Genomic DNA, 16,139 nt, shown 5'->3' on the forward strand with positions numbered 1-16,139 from the left:
TGGAGGCAAGGATGACAACAAGACGCAGTTTTCTGACGGGTCTCGCGGCCAGTGGCTTTCTCCCACAGGTCAGCTGGGCTGATGTCGGCACCCCGGCCTTTCTAACTGCCGGGCGCGACAGGCAGGGCCACTTTGTCCTTGTCGGCTTGAGTGGCGCCGGGGCCCCGCTCTTTCGCCACCAACTCCCAGGGCGCGGCCATGCTGCTGCCGGGCATCCCACGCGCCCAGAGGCGGTTGCCTTTGCCCGCAGGCCCGGCCAATTCGCCGAGGTCATCGATTGCAGAAGCGGCACAATCCTGACCAGACTGACGCCCCCCTCCGGGCACCATTTTTATGGCCACGGCTGCTTTTCCCCAGATGGCACAAGGCTGTTCACCACAGAGAATGACTATGACAACGCCCGCGGTGTCATCGGTATCTGGGAGGTAGGCACCAGCGGCTATCGCCGCATTGGCAGTTTCTCCTCTGGCGGGATAGGTCCTCATGATCTTTTGCTGCGCAATGGCGCGCAGGGTCCGCAACTTGTCGTGGCCAATGGTGGGATCGAAACCCACCCCGACAGCGGTCGCGCTAAGCTGAACCTTGCCACGATGCAAAGCAATCTAAGCCTCTTGTCGCTGAGCGGGCAACTGCTGGAGCAGGTCACTTTGCCGACTGACCTTCGGCTGAACTCCATTCGCCATCTTACCCTAGCATCCGATGGAACCATCGGCTTTGCCATGCAATGGCAGGGCGATGCGGGCCAAGGGCACCCGATTGTTGGCCTCCACAGATCCGGCGGGTATCTGCAGCTTTTGGCCGAAGGGGACCCTCGTCTGCATAACCTGAATGGATATGGCGGCTCCCTCGCCTTCTCGGCAGATGGGGCGGAAATTGCCGTCACCTCCCCGCGCGGCGGCGTGGTTCAGGTTATGAACACACAGTCCGGCGAGATAGTACGAGAACACCAGCTGGCAGATGTCTGCGGCCTCAGCTCTGGTCGAAGCCATCTGATTGCCAGCACCGGGCAAGGTCACATTTGCCAGCTCACTCCCAAGGGCAGCACATTGCTGCATCAGGATGAAATCGCCTGGGACAACCACCTGATCGCCCTCCCCCAGCTCTGAGCCGCTGTCGTTGAAAACCAATCAAAAAGCAGAAACGCAGTTTCGGCTGCGTTTTTCTTTACCTCGCGCAAAAACGAAAGCACAACGAAAATAAAGAGTGACTCTTCGAAAGGGTTTCACTATGGAGATTTCGAAAGGAACCGCCATGGATGCCACCAGCCGTCACGCAAGGATTTTGGAACTTCTCAACACGCAGGACCGTGTCGAAGTGGAAGAGCTTTCCGCCCTGTTTTCAGTTTCGCTGCAAACCATTCGCACTGACCTGCGGGATCTGGCGGCACGCGGCGCTCTGTCTCGGATACATGGTGGCGCCGTGCGCCTTAGCTCCGCTGCGAACCGTGCCTATGCGGAGCGGCGCAAGCAGAACGCAGATACCAAGCAAAACATGGGAACACTGGCGGCAAGCCTGATCCCGGACCATTGCTCCCTTGCCCTCAATATCGGAACTTCGACGGAACAGGCCGCAAGGGCGCTGGCCTGTCACAAAGGGCTGACCGTTCTCTCCAACAATATTAATATCATCAATATTATGATGGGCGGGGAAGCCAAGGAGTTGATCCTGGCGGGCGGCACAGTGCGCCAGAGCGATGGCGCCATTGTCGGCGAAGATGCGGTTGAGTTCATCAATCGATACAAAGTCGACTATGCAGTTATCGGTGCCTCGGCCCTGGATGCTGATGGGGCTGTGCTGGATCATGACAGTCGCGAAGTTTCGGTCGCACGTGCAATTCTGCGCAATGCCCGCACCAAGATCCTGCTCTGTGACAGTAGCAAGTTCTCCTGCTCCGCTCCGGTCCGGATCTGCGATATCTCCGATCTCGATATTCTTGTCACCGACTACCCGCCCCCTGCCGCATTCCAGGAGGCTGCAGATGCAGCTGGCACCCGCATCCTAATAATCGACAAAATCGAAAGTCGCGAAAATGACTGACAACGCTACCTCCACCGGCACAATCACGGATCTCTTCATCATTGGCGGCGGCATCAATGGCTGTGGCATTGCACGCGACGCCGCCGGGCGCGGTCTTTCGGTGACGCTGGCAGAGATGAAGGATCTCGGCTGGGCCACCTCCTCGGCCTCGACCAAGCTGTTCCACGGAGGCCTTCGCTATCTGGAATACTTTGAGTTCCGACTGGTGCGCGAAGCCCTGATCGAGCGTGAGGTGCTGCTGCGGGCGATGCCCCATATCTCCTGGCCCATGCGCTTTGTCTTGCCCTTTCACAAAGACATGCGCTTTGACAGCGAGACACCCACCTCCAAATTGCTCACCACCTTTATGCCTTGGATGAAGGGGCGGCGTCCCGCCTGGCTGATCCGGTTGGGGCTGTTCCTCTATGACAGCTTGGGCAAGCGCGGGATCCTGCCCGGCACCCGTAGCCTCGACCTGCATCACGATGCGGCCGGAGGACCATTGAAAGGCAAGTTCAAGCGCGCCTTCGAGTATTCCGACTGCTGGGTCGAGGATGCGCGTCTGGTGGTACTGAATGCCCGCGACGCCCAGGCCCGCGGGGCGGAGATCCTGACCCGCACCGAAGTTCTGTCAGCTGAGCGCCATGCGGACCATTGGCTGGTGCGCACCAAGGACCATGCCACCGGCAAAGAGCAAGAGCATCGCGCCAAGATGCTGGTCAATGCAGGCGGCCCCTGGGTGGCAGATGTGCTGCATCAGAAACTGGGGCAGAACAGCCGCGAAAATGTCCGTTTAGTGCGTGGCAGCCATATCGTGGTGCCAAAGCTCTTTGATCATGGCCGTTGCTACTTCTTCCAAGGCGAAGACGGCCGCATCATCTTTGCCATCCCCTATGAGGAGGATTTCACCCTGATTGGCACCACCGATGCAGACCATCCTGATCCACAGACGCGGCCCAGCTGCACCCCGGAAGAACAGGGCTATCTGGTCGATTTCGCATCGAACTACTTCGAAAAACCGCTATCGCGTGCGGATGTCATCTGGACCTACTCCGGCGTTCGCCCGCTTTATGATGATGGCGCCAGCTCGGCCACTGCGGCCACCCGCGAATATGTGCTGACATTGGATCAGGCGCAGGCGCCGCTCCTGAATGTCTTTGGTGGGAAGATTACCACCTATCGCAAGCTGGCAGAGGCAGCGCTGGCCAAAATCGGCGAGGCCCTGCCCGGTCTGTCAGGCGATTGGACCGCAGGTGTTGCGATGCCTGGTGGCGATTTTGCGGTTGAGGATGTGTCGAAACTGGTGGCCAAACTGGCTGCCGATTTCCCCTTCCTCTCCGCCTATGCCAGCCGCCGCCTGATCCGCGCTTATGGCACCGAAGCCTGGGAGATACTGGGAGATGCCAAATCCGCCGCCGATCTGGGTCAGGATTTTGGCGCAACTATAACTGCACGAGAGCTCGACTGGGCAATTGCCCGCGAATGGGTACGGACAGGCGAGGATTACCTGTGGCGCCGCACCAAATTGGGGCTGCGGCTGGATGAAGCCCAGCGCGCTGCCGTGGATGCCTATATTCAGGACCAGTTGACCCAGCGTGCTGCCTGACCCTCGGCAGTTTTGTGAAAAGGCAAAGGGCTAAGGGTGATTGGGTTTTGTTGCGGGGGAACAACCCATATGAGCCCGCATGCCTGACAACGCCCAAGATTAGTATCAGCAAGGCTGACAGGTTGTTTCGCGCGCGAAACAACCTGCCTTTTCAGAATAGATAGGGATCACATCCAAAGGGCATCGGCCTCAGAATTCGACGCCTTTCTGTGCCTTTACCCCGGCGCGGAACGGGTGCTTGATCTGCCCCATCTCGGTGACCAGATCGGCGATCTCGATCAGCTCTTCTTTGGCGTTCCGGCCTGTCAGAACAACATGGGTCATGGCTGGCTTTTTCTCCACCAGAAACTCCAGCACTTCTTCGAGGTCGAGATACTCATAACGCAGCGCGATGTTGATCTCATCCAAGAGCACCATGGTATTGCGCTCATCCAGGATCATCTCCTTGGCCTTCTCCCAGCCCTTTTGCGCAGCCGCAATGTCGCGCGCCTTGTCCTGGGTCTCCCAGGTGAAACCCTCGCCCATGGCGTAGAACTGACACAGATCGCTGAAGTTCTCCTCGATCAAGGTGCGCTCTCCGGTCTGCCAGGCGCCCTTGATGAACTGCACCACGGCCGAGGGCATCCCATGGGCGATACAGCGCATGATCATGCCAAAACCAGAAGAGGATTTCCCCTTGCCGGGACCGGTGTGGACGATGATCAGGCCCTTTTCACCCTCTTTTGTTTTCATCATCCGGTCACGCGCGGCCTTCTTCTTGGCCATTTTTGACGCGTGACGGGCGGCTTCTTCTTCTGAGATGCCGGTTTCAGACTTTTCACTCATTTGCGCTCTCCCGCTGTTCGCCCCATGTCTTGACAAAGAAGGGTGCAATAGCGCAAGGGGGTTCAGCTGGTTCCTGGGGAAACCTGGGCGAAGAGGGAATGTGACAGCTGGAATTATCTGGCAAAAAGCACAGCCGCCCCCGCGACCGTGACCGGATGAGACCGCCATGCCACTGGGACACCCCGGGAAGGCAGGAGGGTCGACAGAGCGCACGCTCTGGCATCCGCAAGCCGGGAGACCTGCCAGCAAGAGGAGATTTCAACGGGCGGACGGGGTGTTCCGCGACCGGTTGGGGGGCCAAGCACGATATTGCCCCCATCTGGCCGAGCCCCCTGTTTGCCGACCGCAACAGGAGATGCGCGAATGGCTGAAGACAAGGCGGAGACGCCCGCGAGCAACGCGGCACCGGTGACGCTGACCGTATGCCTCACCTGCCGGAATGAAGGCGCGGATCCGGAGGCCACACGCCCCGGCACTCTCTTGCATGACGCCCTGAAAGAGGCGGGCATGCCTGAGGGCGTCACCCTGCGCGGTGTCAAATGCCTCTCCGCTTGCTCGCGCAGCTGCACCGTGTTGCTGACCGGCGGCGAAGAGCGCTGGAGCTATGTCTATGGGGATATGGATCCCGAAGAACACGTGGCAGAGATTCTGACCGGCACCGCAGCCTATGCCGCTACCGCCGACGGTCTGGTCCCCTGGCGCGAGCGCCCCACAGCATTTCGCAAACAATCCGTTGCCCGCATCCCGCCGGCTGCTTTCCCTTCCGAGGAGTAATTCATGAGCAACCTCAACAAGATCCCCGTCACCGTCATCACCGGATTTCTGGGCGCGGGCAAAACCACTTTGATCCGTCATCTGATGCAGAACCCGCAGGGCAAGCGTCTGGCGGTTGTGGTCAATGAGTTTGGCACCGCTGGCGTGGATGGCGAGATCCTGAAATCCTGCGCGGATGAAAACTGTCCGGCTGAGAACATCATGGAACTGGCCAATGGCTGCATCTGCTGCACCGTTGCCGATGACTTCATCCCCACCATTGAACAGCTGATGGACCTGCCCGAAAAGCCCGATCACATCGTGATCGAAACCTCTGGCCTGGCGCTGCCCAAACCGCTGCTGAAAGCCTTTGACTGGCCCGCGATCCGCTCCCGCATCACCGTGGACGGAGTTGTGGCACTGGCGGATGCGGAAGCCGTTGCCAAAGGCCAGTTCGCGACTGATCTGGACGCAGTGCAGGCGCAACGCGAAGCAGATGAGGGTATCGATCACGAAACCCCGCTGTCGGAACTGTTCAAGGATCAGATCTCTTGTGCCGATATCATTCTCCTGTCCAAGGCCGATCTGGCCGGCGAAGAGGGAGTCGAGCAGGCCCGCGCCACCATTGAGGCCGAAGCTCCGCGCAAGCTGCCGATCCTGTCGATGTCCGAAGGCGTGATTGATCCCCGCGTCATCCTGGGGCTTGAGGCCGCGGCCGAAGACGATCTGGATGCGCGCCCCTCCCATCACGAGCATCATCACCACCACGATGATGACGACGATCACGACCATCATCACGACCACGACCACAGCCATGACGAATTTGACACAATCGTTGTCGAAATGGGCGAAGTCAGCGATCCGGAAGCGCTGCAAAATGCCATCGTGAATCTTGCCCGGACCCGCAATATCCTGCGCGTCAAAGGCTATGTCGCGGTGGAAGGAAAACCGATGCGGATGCTTGTGCAGGCCGTGGGCGAACGCCTGCGCGCTCAATATGACCAACCCTGGGGCGCACAAGAGCGCAAAACCGCACTGGTGGTCATCGCTGAGCATGACAATATTGACGAAGTGGCCATCCGCGCCGCTCTGGGGGCCTGAAACTGATGCCCAACGGCGAAACCTCAGGTGTTTCGCCCGGCGGAAACGCCGGGCAGCGCCCGACCTCCCCCACAGGAGGGCGCTTCGCTTCCTCCCGAGGCCGGGCACTGCCCTCAGCTCTTCTTTTGGAAAGGGCCTGACACATGCATGTCGTCTTCCGCGAAAGCCACGGCCTTGACGAGACTGATACCCCGCAGGATCTGGGGCAAACCCCTGCGGATCTTGTGGTGCTGTCCTTCTCTGACAGCGACCTCGGCGCCTTTGCAGCAGGTTGGCACCGGGCGGAGGGCAAACTGCCCAGGCTCCGGGTCGCCAACCTCGTCGCGCTGAAGCACCCCCTCTCGGTCGACGTCTACGCGGAACAGACACTTGAGGGCGCCAAGGGCGTCCTTGTCCGTCTCATTGGCGGCGAAAGCTATTGGTCCTACGGCCTCGCCACCCTGCAGGACCTGGCCCGCCGTAAGGGCATCGCGCTGGCAGTGCTGCCGGCCGACGGGCGTGAAGACCCTCGCCTGGACGAACTCTCTACCCTGCCCGTCTCTACCCTGCGCCGTCTGCAATCCCTCTGCGATGCCGGAGGCACCGTCGCGGCCCAGGCCGCCCTCGCCCAGCTTTCGCTGGCTGCTGGGCTATATGCAGGGCCAGTGCTTGGCCTCAAAACCACGCCTGAACACGGCTTCTACGACCCGGCCAAGGGCGTTCTGGCGGAACTGCCGCCGCAGGACAAACCGCTGGTTCTGGTCAGCTTCTATCGCTCATACCTCACTGCCGCCGACACCGCCCCGGTGGATGCGCTGATCGAAGAGCTGCGTGCCCGTGGCTACGCCGCCTATGGCGTCTTTGCCGCCAGTCTCAAGGCCCCTGCCGCCGCAAACTGGCTGCGCGACAAACTCCCGGAACTGGCCCCGACGGCCATCATCAACGCCACCGCATTTTCCGCCCAGGGCACCGACGGCAGCGCCTCTCCGCTCGGCGCGACCGGCTGCCCGGTGTTCCAGGTTGCACTGTCCACCGCGCGCCGCAAGGATTGGCTCGAGGCCGACCGCGGCCTCTCCCCTGCCGACCTCGCCATGCATGTCGTCCTGCCCGAGGTTGATGGCCGCATCTTTGCCGGCGTCGTCAGCTTCAAATCGCCGGGCAAAAAAGACCCCGACCTGCAGTACTCCCGCTTTGCCCACCGCGCTGACACGGACCGCATCAAGGCAGCCGTGGACCGTGTCGAAGGCTGGCTGCGCCTCGCCAATGTGCCCAATGCGGACAAACGCCTTGCCCTGATCCTCTCCACCTACCCCGGCCGCGATCACAACCTCGCCCATGCCGTCGGGCTCGACGCACTGGCCTCCTGCGACGCGATCCTGCGTGAGCTGTGGGACAAGGGTTACACGGTCGAACCGCAAGAAAACACCGGCTTGCGGCTGATGGAAGAGACCCTCAGCCTCCCTCTCTCTGACTACAAATCCGCCCTATCCACCCTGCCGCAAGATCTGCAGAACACCCTGGCGGAGGCCTGGGGGGACCCGGAAGGCGATGCAGACTTTCGCGATGGGGCCTTTCACTTCAAAGCTTTGCGCGCAGGTAAGGCCCTGGTTGCGCTGCAGCCCGAACGTGGCGAAGTGAAAACCCGCGTCGACGACTACCACGACCTGGACCGCACCCCTCGGCATGCCTATGTGGCCTTCTATCTGTGGCTGCAAAGCCAAGCAGACGCGCTGGTCCATATCGGCGCCCATGGCACGCTGGAATGGCTGCCGGGCAAGGCGGTAGCGCTCTCCGGTGCCTGCTGGCCCGAAGTGCTGACGGGCTCGCTGCCCGTTGCCTATCCCTTTATTGTCAACGATCCTGGCGAGGCCGCGCAGGCCAAACGCCGCATTGGTGCTGTCACGCTTGGCCACCTGCCGCCGCCGCTGGCGCAGACCAACCTACCCGAGGGTATGTCACGGCTCGAAAGCCTCTTGGACGAATACTCCACCGCCGACGGCCTCGACCCGGCCCGCCGCGACCGCCTTATTGATGACATCCGGGCCGAGGCGCAGGGAACCGGTGTCGAGGCCGACCTCGGCCTCACCCCCGATACCTCCCCAGCTGAGGCGATCACCCGCATCGACGCCTTTGTCTGCGACATCAAGGAAAGCCAATACGGCGAAGGCCTGCATATCTTTGGCACCGGCCAGTGCGGGACTGAGGAACGCGCAGGCCTGATCGCCGCGTTGGACGGCAAAATCGTCACCCCCGGCCCCTCTGGTTCGCCGTTTCGCGGCCGCGCCGATGTGATCCCCACGGGCCGCAACCTCTTTACCACAGATCCAAGATCGGTGCCATCGCGGGCGGCGCATGCGCAGGGGGTCAAATTGGCGGAAGAGCTGCTGCGCCGCCACCTCCAGGACCATGGCGACTGGCCCAAGGGGCTGGTGATCGACCTCTGGGGCTCCGCCACCATGCGCACCGCGGGTGAGGAATTTGCCATGGCGCTGCACCTTGCAGGCCTGGCGCCGAAATGGGACGAGAACTCCGAGCGCGTCTCCGGTTTCGAGGTGCTGCCGCTCTCGATGCTGAACCGCCCGCGCATCGACGTGACCCTGCGCGTCTCCGGCCTGTTCCGTGATGTCTTTCCGGGCCTCGCCCAGATGTTCGAAAGTGCCGCCGCCGCCCTTGCGCAGCGCGAGGAAACCCAGGCCGACAACCCATACCTGACAGAGACCCCCCGCGTCTTTGGACCCAAACCGGGCCAATACGGGCTGTCGATGAACCCGCATCTGGACGACTATACGGATGAGGCCCGCCAAGCTGCTGGCGAGGCCTGGCTCAACGCCTCCTCCCACGCCATCGACGCCAAGGGCGCCATCCATGACGCCCGCGAAGCGCTGGAGGTCCGGTTGCAGGGCGCCGACAGCTTTGTGCATCTACAGGACCTGCCAGAAACCGACCTGCTGGTCGCCTCAGACTATGCCGCGCATGAGGCCGGTTTTGCCGCCGCCATGGCCCGCATCGGCCAGGCGACGCCTGCGCTCTACCACATGGACGCGACCCGCCCGGACAAACCGCAGGCGCGCTCCCTGGGTGAGGAAATCGCCCGCGTCACCCGCGCCCGTGCTGCCAATCCGGACTGGGCCACCTCGATGATGAACCACGGCTTCCGCGGCGCCGCCGAAATCGCCGCCACCCTCGACCATATGGCCGCCTTTGCCCATCTGGCGCAGGTGGTGCAGCCGCATCTGTTTGATCTCTACTTCGAAGCCACCCTGGGCCGCGACGATCTGGTGGACTTCATGCAGCGTGAGAACCCGGAGGCATTGCAGGCCATGCGCGACCGCTTCCGCGCCCTGTTTGATGCCGGTCTATGGAGCACGAGGCGCAATTCGATCATGGCCGATCTGGAGGGGGCAGCATGAATGCCACCACCCCCAAAGTCTATGGCTGGTGTCCCGGCGCCCTGCGCCCGATGATGTCCGGCGACGGGCTGGTGGTGCGGGTGCGTGCGCCGCTGGGGCGGCTGACACCTGATCAGGCGCGCGGTGTGGCAAGGCTGTCGCAGGAGTTTGGCAGCGGGCTGCTGGATATCTCCGCCCGCGCCAACCTGCAGATGCGCGGCATCCGCGAAGAGGCGCATGATGCATTGATCGCCGGCCTACGTGATCTCGGCCTCATTGACCCCGATGCCCAGGCCGAGGCCCGCCGCAATGTCCTGCTCGCGCCCTTCTGGAGCGAAGGGGATGAAACCCACGCTATCGCCACAGACCTGAGCGCCGCGCTGACTGCGGCCACAGATCTCTTCCTACCGGGGAAATTCGGCTTTGCCGTCGACTGCGATGAAGCACCGGTCCTGCAAGACACCGCCGCCGACATCCGCATCGAACGCTCCTGCGAGGCTCTCATCCTGCGGGCCGACGGCGCGGAGACTGGCAAACCCGTCACGCGGGAAACCGCCGTTTCCGAAGCCCTGGCCCTGGTCCGCTGGTTCCTGGAGCAAGGCGGCGCGCCAGAGGGGCGTGGCAGGATGCACCGTCTCATTGCGCGCCGCGCACCGCCACCAGCGCATGTCGCCCCCTGGGTAAAAGCAAGCTTCACCGCAGAACCCGGACCTGTCTCTGCGGGAACGCTCGCGGCATTGGAGTTCGGCCAGATGCCTGCTGCCACCCTGGCCAAACTGGCAGACTACGGCGCCATCCGCCTCACCCCTTGGCGCGCGCTGCTGGTGGAAGGCGCCGATAGCCTGCCGCCTCTGCCCGGTCTGATCCTGGATGCAAGGGATCCGCGCCTGCAAGTCATCGCCTGTACCGGGGCACCCGGCTGCCTGCAGGCGCTTTCGCCAACCCGCGACTTGGCTCGCAGTCTGGCAAAACAGCTCCCCGCGGGCACCACTGTGCATGTGTCGGGCTGTGCCAAGGGTTGCGCTTGCCCGGCCCCCGCCCCGCTCACCCTGACCGCCACCGGCCAAGATGAATTCTCCCTGATCCGCCATGGCACTGCCGCAGATCAGCCGCTAAAGACCCGCCTGAGCGCCGCCGCGTTGCGCGCCTCTCCCGAACTTTTGAAAGAGGGCAGCTGACATGCTCCACACCTATGAAACCAACGGCGCCGCGATCTATGCTGAGAGCTTTGCCACCATTCGCCGCGAAGCAAACCTCACCCGTTTCAACAAGGACGAGGAAAGCGTCGTGGTGCGTATGATCCACGCGGCCGGCATGGTCGGGCTGGAGGAACATGTGCGCTTCTCAGAAGGTATGGCGGAAACCGCCCGTGCTGCGCTGGCCCAAGGCGCCCCGATCCTTTGCGATGCTTATATGGTCAGCGAGGGCATCACCCGCCCGCGGCTGCCCGCAGATAACGAAGTCATCTGCACCCTGCGCGACCCGAAGGTGCCCGAAATGGCCAAGGAAATGTCCAACACCCGTTCGGCAGCCGCGCTTGAGCTGTGGCGCCCGAAACTGGAGGGCGCTGTGGTGGCCATCGGCAATGCCCCAACCGCGCTGTTCCACCTGCTGAACATGCTGAAAGACCCATCCTGCCCGCGCCCCGCCGCCATCATCGGCTGCCCGGTGGGTTTTGTCGGAGCGATGGAATCCAAAGACGCGTTGATGGAAGACCTGCCGGTGCCTTCGATGATCGTCAAAGGCCGTCTGGGCGGCTCTGCCATCACTGTTGCAGCGGTGAACGCGCTGGCGAGCTGGAAAGAGTAATGATGGGTAAAGTCATCTGCGCAGGGCTTGGCCCCGGTGATCCAGACCTGATGAGCGTGCGCTCGCACCGGCTGATTTCCGGCGCGCGCCATATCGCCTATTTTCGCAAGGCTGGCCGCCAGGGCCAGGCCCGCGCCATCGTCGAGGGCATGCTGGGTGACAACGTCACCGAACACGCGATGGAATACCCGGTCACCACCGAGATTCATTTCTCGGACCCGGAATACAACCGCGTTCTGGGCGAATTCTACGACCAATGGGCCGATACCTTGGCGGAGATCGCCCAGAGTGAAGACGTTGTGGTGCTCTGCGAGGGCGACCCGTTTCTCTATGGCTCTTACATGCATCTCTATACCCGCCTGCAGGGCCGTACGGCGCAAGAGATCGTGCCCGGCATCACCGGCATGTCCGGTTGCTGGACTGCCTCGGGCCAGCCAATCACCTGGGGTGATGATGTGCTGACCGTGGCGATGGCCACCCTGAGCGAGGATGAACTCGCCAAGCGCGCCGCCGAGACCGACGCTCTGGTGGTGATGAAGATCGGCCGAAACCTGCCCAAGCTGCGCCGAGCACTGGAACGTGCGGGCCGTGCAGATGACGCCTGGCTGGTCGAGCGTGGCACCATGCCGGGGCAGACCGTACAAAAACTGTCGGAGATCACGGGCGAGGTTCCTTATTTCTCCATCGTATTGGTTCACGGACAGGGGCGCCGACCATGAGCATGAGTGACAAAGGCTGGGTGGTGATCGCTGGGCTTGGCCCTGGAAACGAGGCGCTGGTGACCCAGGAAGTGCGCGACACCATCGGGGAAGCCACTGATATTGTGGGTTATATCCCCTATGTGAAGCGCATCGATCAGCGCGAAGGCCTGACCCTGCATGCGACCGACAACCGGGTTGAGGTCGATCGCGCCACCCATGCGCTGGAGATGGCCGCCGAGGGCAAGCGTGTGGTTGTGGTCTCCTCCGGTGATCCTGGCGTGTTCGCCATGGCCTCTGCCGTGTTCGAAGCATTGGAAAACAATGCCGAAGCCCGTCCTGAATGGCTGGATCTGGAGATCAAGGTTCTGCCCGGCATCACCGCCATGTTGGCTGCTGCTGCCGCCATCGGCGCGCCTTTGGGGCATGACTTCGCGGCCATCAACCTCAGCGACAATCTGAAGCCTTGGAGCCTGATTGAAAAACGGCTGCAGCTGGTCGGCGAGGCAGGCTTGGCAATGGCTTTTTACAACCCGCGCTCTAAATCGCGGCCGCATCAGTTTGCCCGTGCACTTGAAATCCTGCGGGGCGCCTGTGGTGAGGAGACCCTGATCACATTCGCCCGCGATGTGACCAAGCCGGGACAGGAGTTGCTGACAGTGCCACTGAAAGACGCGATGCCCGAGATGGCCGACATGCGCACCGTGGTGATTGTCGGCAACCACGACACCCGGCGGGTGGGCAATTATGTCTACACACCGCGCTACGCGACTGAAAGCTAGGGGTTAGGACGCCGGATGCGCCAGCCAGGCAATAACCTCTGCCACGCGGCCCTTGACGGGGCGGCCCGGCAACTCGGGTCTGTCGATCATAATGACTGGCAGGCCGAGGCTGCGCGCGGCCGTGAGCTTGGCCACGGCACCGATGCCGCCGGCGTTCTTGGCCACCACTTGGGTAATGCCATGGCGCTGCATCAGCGCGGTATCACCGGCCGCATCAAAGGGCCCGCGAGCGATCTCCACCGTCGTGTTCGGCAGCGGCAGGGGCGCATCAGGCTGGTCCACCAGACGCAGCAGATAGTGGTGCTGGGGCTTGGCCGCAAATTGGCTGAGGTTCTGCTTTCCGATTGCCAGAAACACCCGCGCGGGCATCTCAGGCAGCGCATCCACCGCGCTGTCGATGCTGTCCACATGGATCCAATTGTCGCCCTCGCCCGCCTGCCAGGCCGGACGTTCAAAGGCGCAGAGTGGCACACCCGCCGCCACACAGGCCTGGACCGCATTGGTACTCATCTGCGCGGCGAAGGGGTGGGTTGCGTCGACCACATGGGTGATGGCTTCGGCCGTGAGGTAAGCCGCCAGGCCTTCGGCGCCGCCAAAACCGCCAACACGCGTGGGCAGCGGCTGGCTGACCGGCTTGGCGGTGCGACCCGCATAAGAAAACACCGCATCCGCGCCTGCCCCGGCCAGGGTCTTGGCCAGCGTCGAGGCTTCGGTGGTGCCGCCCAGAAGAAGGATGCGTGTCATGTCTGATGGCCTTTCCAAACACTGGCTCTCTATCATTGGTCTGGGCGAAAATGGCCTGGAATCCTTAAGCGATGCAAGTCGGAAGGCGCTGGCGGAGGCAGAAGTCATATTCGGTGGCCCGCGGCATTTGGAACTGGCGGATGCTGGCGCCAAGGGGCAGCCTTGGCCAGTGCCCTTTTCGACCGAGCCGGTGCTGGCCCTGCGCGGGCGACGCGTGGTTGTTTTAGCCTCGGGCGATCCGTTCTGGCATGGGGCCGGTGGGTCGCTGATGCGCGATCTGGAGGCGGAGGAATGGGTCTCGCACCCGGTGCCCTCTTGTTTTGCGCTGGCGGCCAACCGACTGGGTTGGAAGCTGGAAGAGGTTCTATGCCTGGGCCTGCACGCGGCACCCTATGCGCGGTTGCTGCCGCTCCTGGGCCGGGGTGTGCGGGTGATCTGCACCCTGCGGGATGGAGCTGCATCCGGCGAGTTGGCAGCCTGGCTGGTTGCGAATGGCCAGCCGGATGCGCAGCTCTGTGTGATGGAACGGCTGGGCGGGCCCAAGGAACAACTGCACCGCACCACGGCAGAAACATGGGATCTGGCGCCGGGGGGGGCTCCGGTCCTTATGGCCATCGAGGCCAAGCGGCCCGGGCTGCCGCAGGCTTCGGGGCTGGCGGATGCGCATTTCGCCAGCGATGGACAGATCACCAAACGCCCGGTGCGGGCGCTGACACTGTCGGCGCTGGCACCGCGTCCGGGCGAGCTTTTGTGGGATATCGGCGGCGGCTCCGGCTCTGTCTCAGTCGAGTGGTGCCTGGCGGCACGCGGCGCGCGGGCAGTGACGTTTGAGCCGCGCGAGAGCCGTCTGGAAAACATCCGCGCCAATGCCGCGACCTTTGGCCTTGATCACCGGATGACGGCCGTTTTGGGCAAGGCCCCGGACGTATTGGAGGGCCAGCCCCTGCCTGATTGCGTGTTTATTGGCGGCGGCGGTTCGCAGGCGCTGTTGCGCCATCTGTGGGAGATCCTCCCCGAAGGCACGCGGCTGGTGGCCAATGGCGTCACGCTGGAGACAGAGACCCTGCTGATGCAGGCCCATGCTGCACAAGGCGGGCACTTGATGAAGGCGGAGATTGCAGAGGTCGGACCGCTTGGCTCCATGCGCGACTGGCGCCGGGCACGGCCTGTCATCCAGTGGAGCGTCACCCGATGAAAGTGGCGGGCATAGGTTTTCGCGGCGTTGCGACGGCGACGGATTTGCAGGCGGCGTTGGCGCTGACCGGCGAGCGTGTGGATGCGCTTGCCTCGATCGCGGAGAAAGCCGAGACGCCCGCCATGCAGGAATTTGCGCGCAGTACCGGACTGCCGGTGATTGCGCTGCAAGAGAGCGATATTGCCGGGGAGCAGACCCTTACCTGCTCGCCCCGGATCAAGGCGCGGTTTGCCACCGGCTCGCTGGCGGAAGCCGCGGCGCTGGCGGGCGCGCGCCATGGAGCACGGGGCGCGCGGGCGCGCCTCTTGGCCCCGAGAGTTGTCACCGCGGATGGGCTTGCCACCGCGGCTATAGCAGAAAGACTTGAGCCATGACCGTTCACTTCATTGGCGCCGGACCGGGCGCTGCCGACCTTTTGACCTTGCGCGGGCGCGACATCATCGCCTCCTGCCCGGTGTGCCTATACGCGGGCTCGCTGGTACCGGAGGAGATCCTGGGCCACTGCCCGGCGGATGCGAAGATCGTCAACACGGCCGCCATGGATCTGGAGGCCATCGTGGCGGAGATCAAGGCCGCCCATGAGGCAGGCCAGGATGTGGCGCGGCTGCATTCCGGCGATCTGTCTGTCTGGTCTGCAATGGGCGAGCAACTGCGCCGCCTGAAGGCCGAGGGCATTCCGGTGAGCGTCACCCCCGGTGTGCCGTCCTTTGCCGCCGCAGCCGCCGCGCTGGGAACCGAGCTGACCCTGCCGGGCCTGGGCCAGTCGGTGGTGCTGACCCGTACGCCGGGGCGGGCCTCCTCGATGCCCGAGGGTGAATCGTTGGAGAACTTCGCGCGGACCGGCGCCACACTGGCGATCCATTTGTCGATCGGCAATCTGGATCATGTGGTCGACAGCCTGACGCCCCACTACGGTGCTGACTGCCCGGTAGCAGTGGTCTACCGCGCCAGCTGGCCGGATCAGCAGATCCTCCGCGCCACGCTGGAGACCCTGAAAGAGACGCTGGATGAGAAGATCTCCCGCACGGCGTTGATCCTGGTGGGGCCGGTGCTGAAGGGCGAGGGCTTTGACGAAAGCTGCCTCTATTCCGCCGATTACGACCGCCGTTACCGACCGCAGAGCGCCGAGAGCCCCTGGTCGAGCTGGAGCCATGGCGATGATTGAAGCAGTATCACGTGCCGCGGGCCTAAGCTCAGGCCTCTGCAATGCCAACAAACGAACGCAAAGGGCTGCTCCGGACC

15 protein-coding genes and 1 riboswitch are annotated in these 16,139 nt (G+C 63.0%); of the genes, 13 read left to right on the top strand and 2 right to left on the bottom strand.

Features of this window, described 5'->3' with window-relative positions; translation table 11 throughout:
- Positions 1-11: 11 nt before the first annotated feature.
- The 3 genes from RSK20926_RS09495 to glpD all read left to right on the top strand — a co-directional run bounded on the left by RSK20926_RS09495 (position 12) and on the right by glpD (position 3,622).
- The gene (locus RSK20926_RS09495) at positions 12-1,106 is read left to right on the top strand and encodes a DUF1513 domain-containing protein (RefSeq protein ID WP_008206203.1); all 1,095 of its coding nucleotides are present in this window, start codon (positions 12-14) and stop codon (positions 1,104-1,106) included.
- A gap of 145 nt (positions 1,107-1,251) precedes the next feature.
- On the top strand, positions 1,252-2,037 hold the full coding sequence (locus RSK20926_RS09500) for a DeoR/GlpR family DNA-binding transcription regulator (RefSeq protein WP_037254562.1): 786 nt from the start codon (positions 1,252-1,254) through the stop codon (positions 2,035-2,037).
- Entirely contained in the window at positions 2,030-3,622 is a 1,593-nt protein-coding gene (glpD, locus tag RSK20926_RS09505) for a glycerol-3-phosphate dehydrogenase (RefSeq protein WP_008206205.1), read from the top strand. The genes RSK20926_RS09500 and glpD overlap by 8 nt, the downstream gene beginning before the upstream one ends.
- A 189-nt stretch (positions 3,623-3,811) precedes the next feature.
- On the opposite strand, the gene cobO is transcribed toward glpD, so the two are convergent.
- On the bottom strand, positions 3,812-4,447 hold the full coding sequence (gene cobO, locus RSK20926_RS09510; protein ID WP_008206206.1) for a cob(I)yrinic acid a,c-diamide adenosyltransferase: 636 nt from the start codon (positions 4,445-4,447) through the stop codon (positions 3,812-3,814).
- 50 nt (positions 4,448-4,497) lie between these two features.
- Positions 4,498-4,708: riboswitch (cobalamin riboswitch) on the top strand.
- Positions 4,709-4,810: 102 nt separating this feature from the next.
- Between cobO and RSK20926_RS09515 the strand changes: the two genes are divergently transcribed.
- The 7 genes from RSK20926_RS09515 (at position 4,811) to cobJ (ending at position 12,958) form a co-directional block, all read left to right on the top strand.
- Positions 4,811-5,221 carry a DUF1636 family protein gene (locus tag RSK20926_RS09515; protein WP_008206207.1) on the top strand — a complete coding sequence of 137 codons (411 nt, stop codon included), beginning with the start codon at positions 4,811-4,813 and terminating at the stop codon, positions 5,219-5,221.
- Positions 5,222-5,224: 3 nt separating this feature from the next.
- Complete coding sequence (gene cobW, locus RSK20926_RS09520; RefSeq protein ID WP_008206208.1) at positions 5,225-6,301, top strand: cobalamin biosynthesis protein CobW; 1,077 nt, start codon at positions 5,225-5,227, stop codon at positions 6,299-6,301.
- A 143-nt stretch (positions 6,302-6,444) separates the two neighbouring features.
- Positions 6,445-9,690: a cobaltochelatase subunit CobN gene (gene cobN, locus RSK20926_RS09525; RefSeq protein WP_008206210.1), complete on the top strand. Its 3,246-nt coding sequence runs from the start codon at positions 6,445-6,447 to the stop codon at positions 9,688-9,690.
- Positions 9,687-10,847 carry a precorrin-3B synthase gene (cobG, locus tag RSK20926_RS09530; RefSeq protein WP_008206212.1) on the top strand — a complete coding sequence of 387 codons (1,161 nt, stop codon included), beginning with the start codon at positions 9,687-9,689 and terminating at the stop codon, positions 10,845-10,847. Before cobN ends, cobG begins: the two co-directional genes overlap by 4 nt.
- Before the next feature lies 1 nt (position 10,848).
- Positions 10,849-11,478: a precorrin-8X methylmutase gene (locus RSK20926_RS09535; RefSeq protein ID WP_008206214.1), complete on the top strand. Its 630-nt coding sequence runs from the start codon at positions 10,849-10,851 to the stop codon at positions 11,476-11,478.
- 2 nt (positions 11,479-11,480) lie between these two features.
- The gene (locus RSK20926_RS09540; protein ID WP_037254648.1) at positions 11,481-12,197 is read left to right on the top strand and encodes a precorrin-2 C(20)-methyltransferase; all 717 of its coding nucleotides are present in this window, start codon (positions 11,481-11,483) and stop codon (positions 12,195-12,197) included.
- Positions 12,194-12,958 (top strand): precorrin-3B C(17)-methyltransferase, encoded by a 765-nt coding sequence (gene cobJ / locus RSK20926_RS09545; RefSeq protein ID WP_008206218.1) that lies wholly within the window; start codon positions 12,194-12,196, stop codon positions 12,956-12,958. The genes RSK20926_RS09540 and cobJ overlap by 4 nt, the downstream gene beginning before the upstream one ends.
- Positions 12,959-12,961: 3 nt before the next feature.
- Here the strand turns inward: cobJ and RSK20926_RS09550 are convergent, their stop codons facing one another.
- Positions 12,962-13,702 (bottom strand): cobalt-precorrin-6A reductase, encoded by a 741-nt coding sequence (locus RSK20926_RS09550; protein WP_008206220.1) that lies wholly within the window; start codon positions 13,700-13,702, stop codon positions 12,962-12,964.
- Here RSK20926_RS09550 and RSK20926_RS09555 point away from each other — a divergent pair.
- The 3 genes from RSK20926_RS09555 to cobM are packed head-to-tail and all read left to right on the top strand — an operon-like array spanning position 13,701 to position 16,062.
- On the top strand, positions 13,701-14,897 hold the full coding sequence (locus RSK20926_RS09555) for a bifunctional cobalt-precorrin-7 (C(5))-methyltransferase/cobalt-precorrin-6B (C(15))-methyltransferase (RefSeq protein WP_008206223.1): 1,197 nt from the start codon (positions 13,701-13,703) through the stop codon (positions 14,895-14,897). The two genes, RSK20926_RS09550 and RSK20926_RS09555, sit on opposite strands and share 2 nt — an antisense overlap.
- Entirely contained in the window at positions 14,894-15,271 is a 378-nt protein-coding gene (locus tag RSK20926_RS09560; RefSeq protein WP_008206224.1) for a cobalamin biosynthesis protein, read from the top strand. Before RSK20926_RS09555 ends, RSK20926_RS09560 begins: the two co-directional genes overlap by 4 nt.
- Positions 15,268-16,062 carry a precorrin-4 C(11)-methyltransferase gene (gene cobM, locus RSK20926_RS09565; RefSeq protein ID WP_008206226.1) on the top strand — a complete coding sequence of 265 codons (795 nt, stop codon included), beginning with the start codon at positions 15,268-15,270 and terminating at the stop codon, positions 16,060-16,062. Before RSK20926_RS09560 ends, cobM begins: the two co-directional genes overlap by 4 nt.
- Positions 16,063-16,139: the final 77 nt, after the last annotated feature.

It is taken from the genome of Roseobacter sp. SK209-2-6 (assembly GCF_000169455.1).
Classification (GTDB): domain Bacteria; phylum Pseudomonadota; class Alphaproteobacteria; order Rhodobacterales; family Rhodobacteraceae; genus Pseudophaeobacter.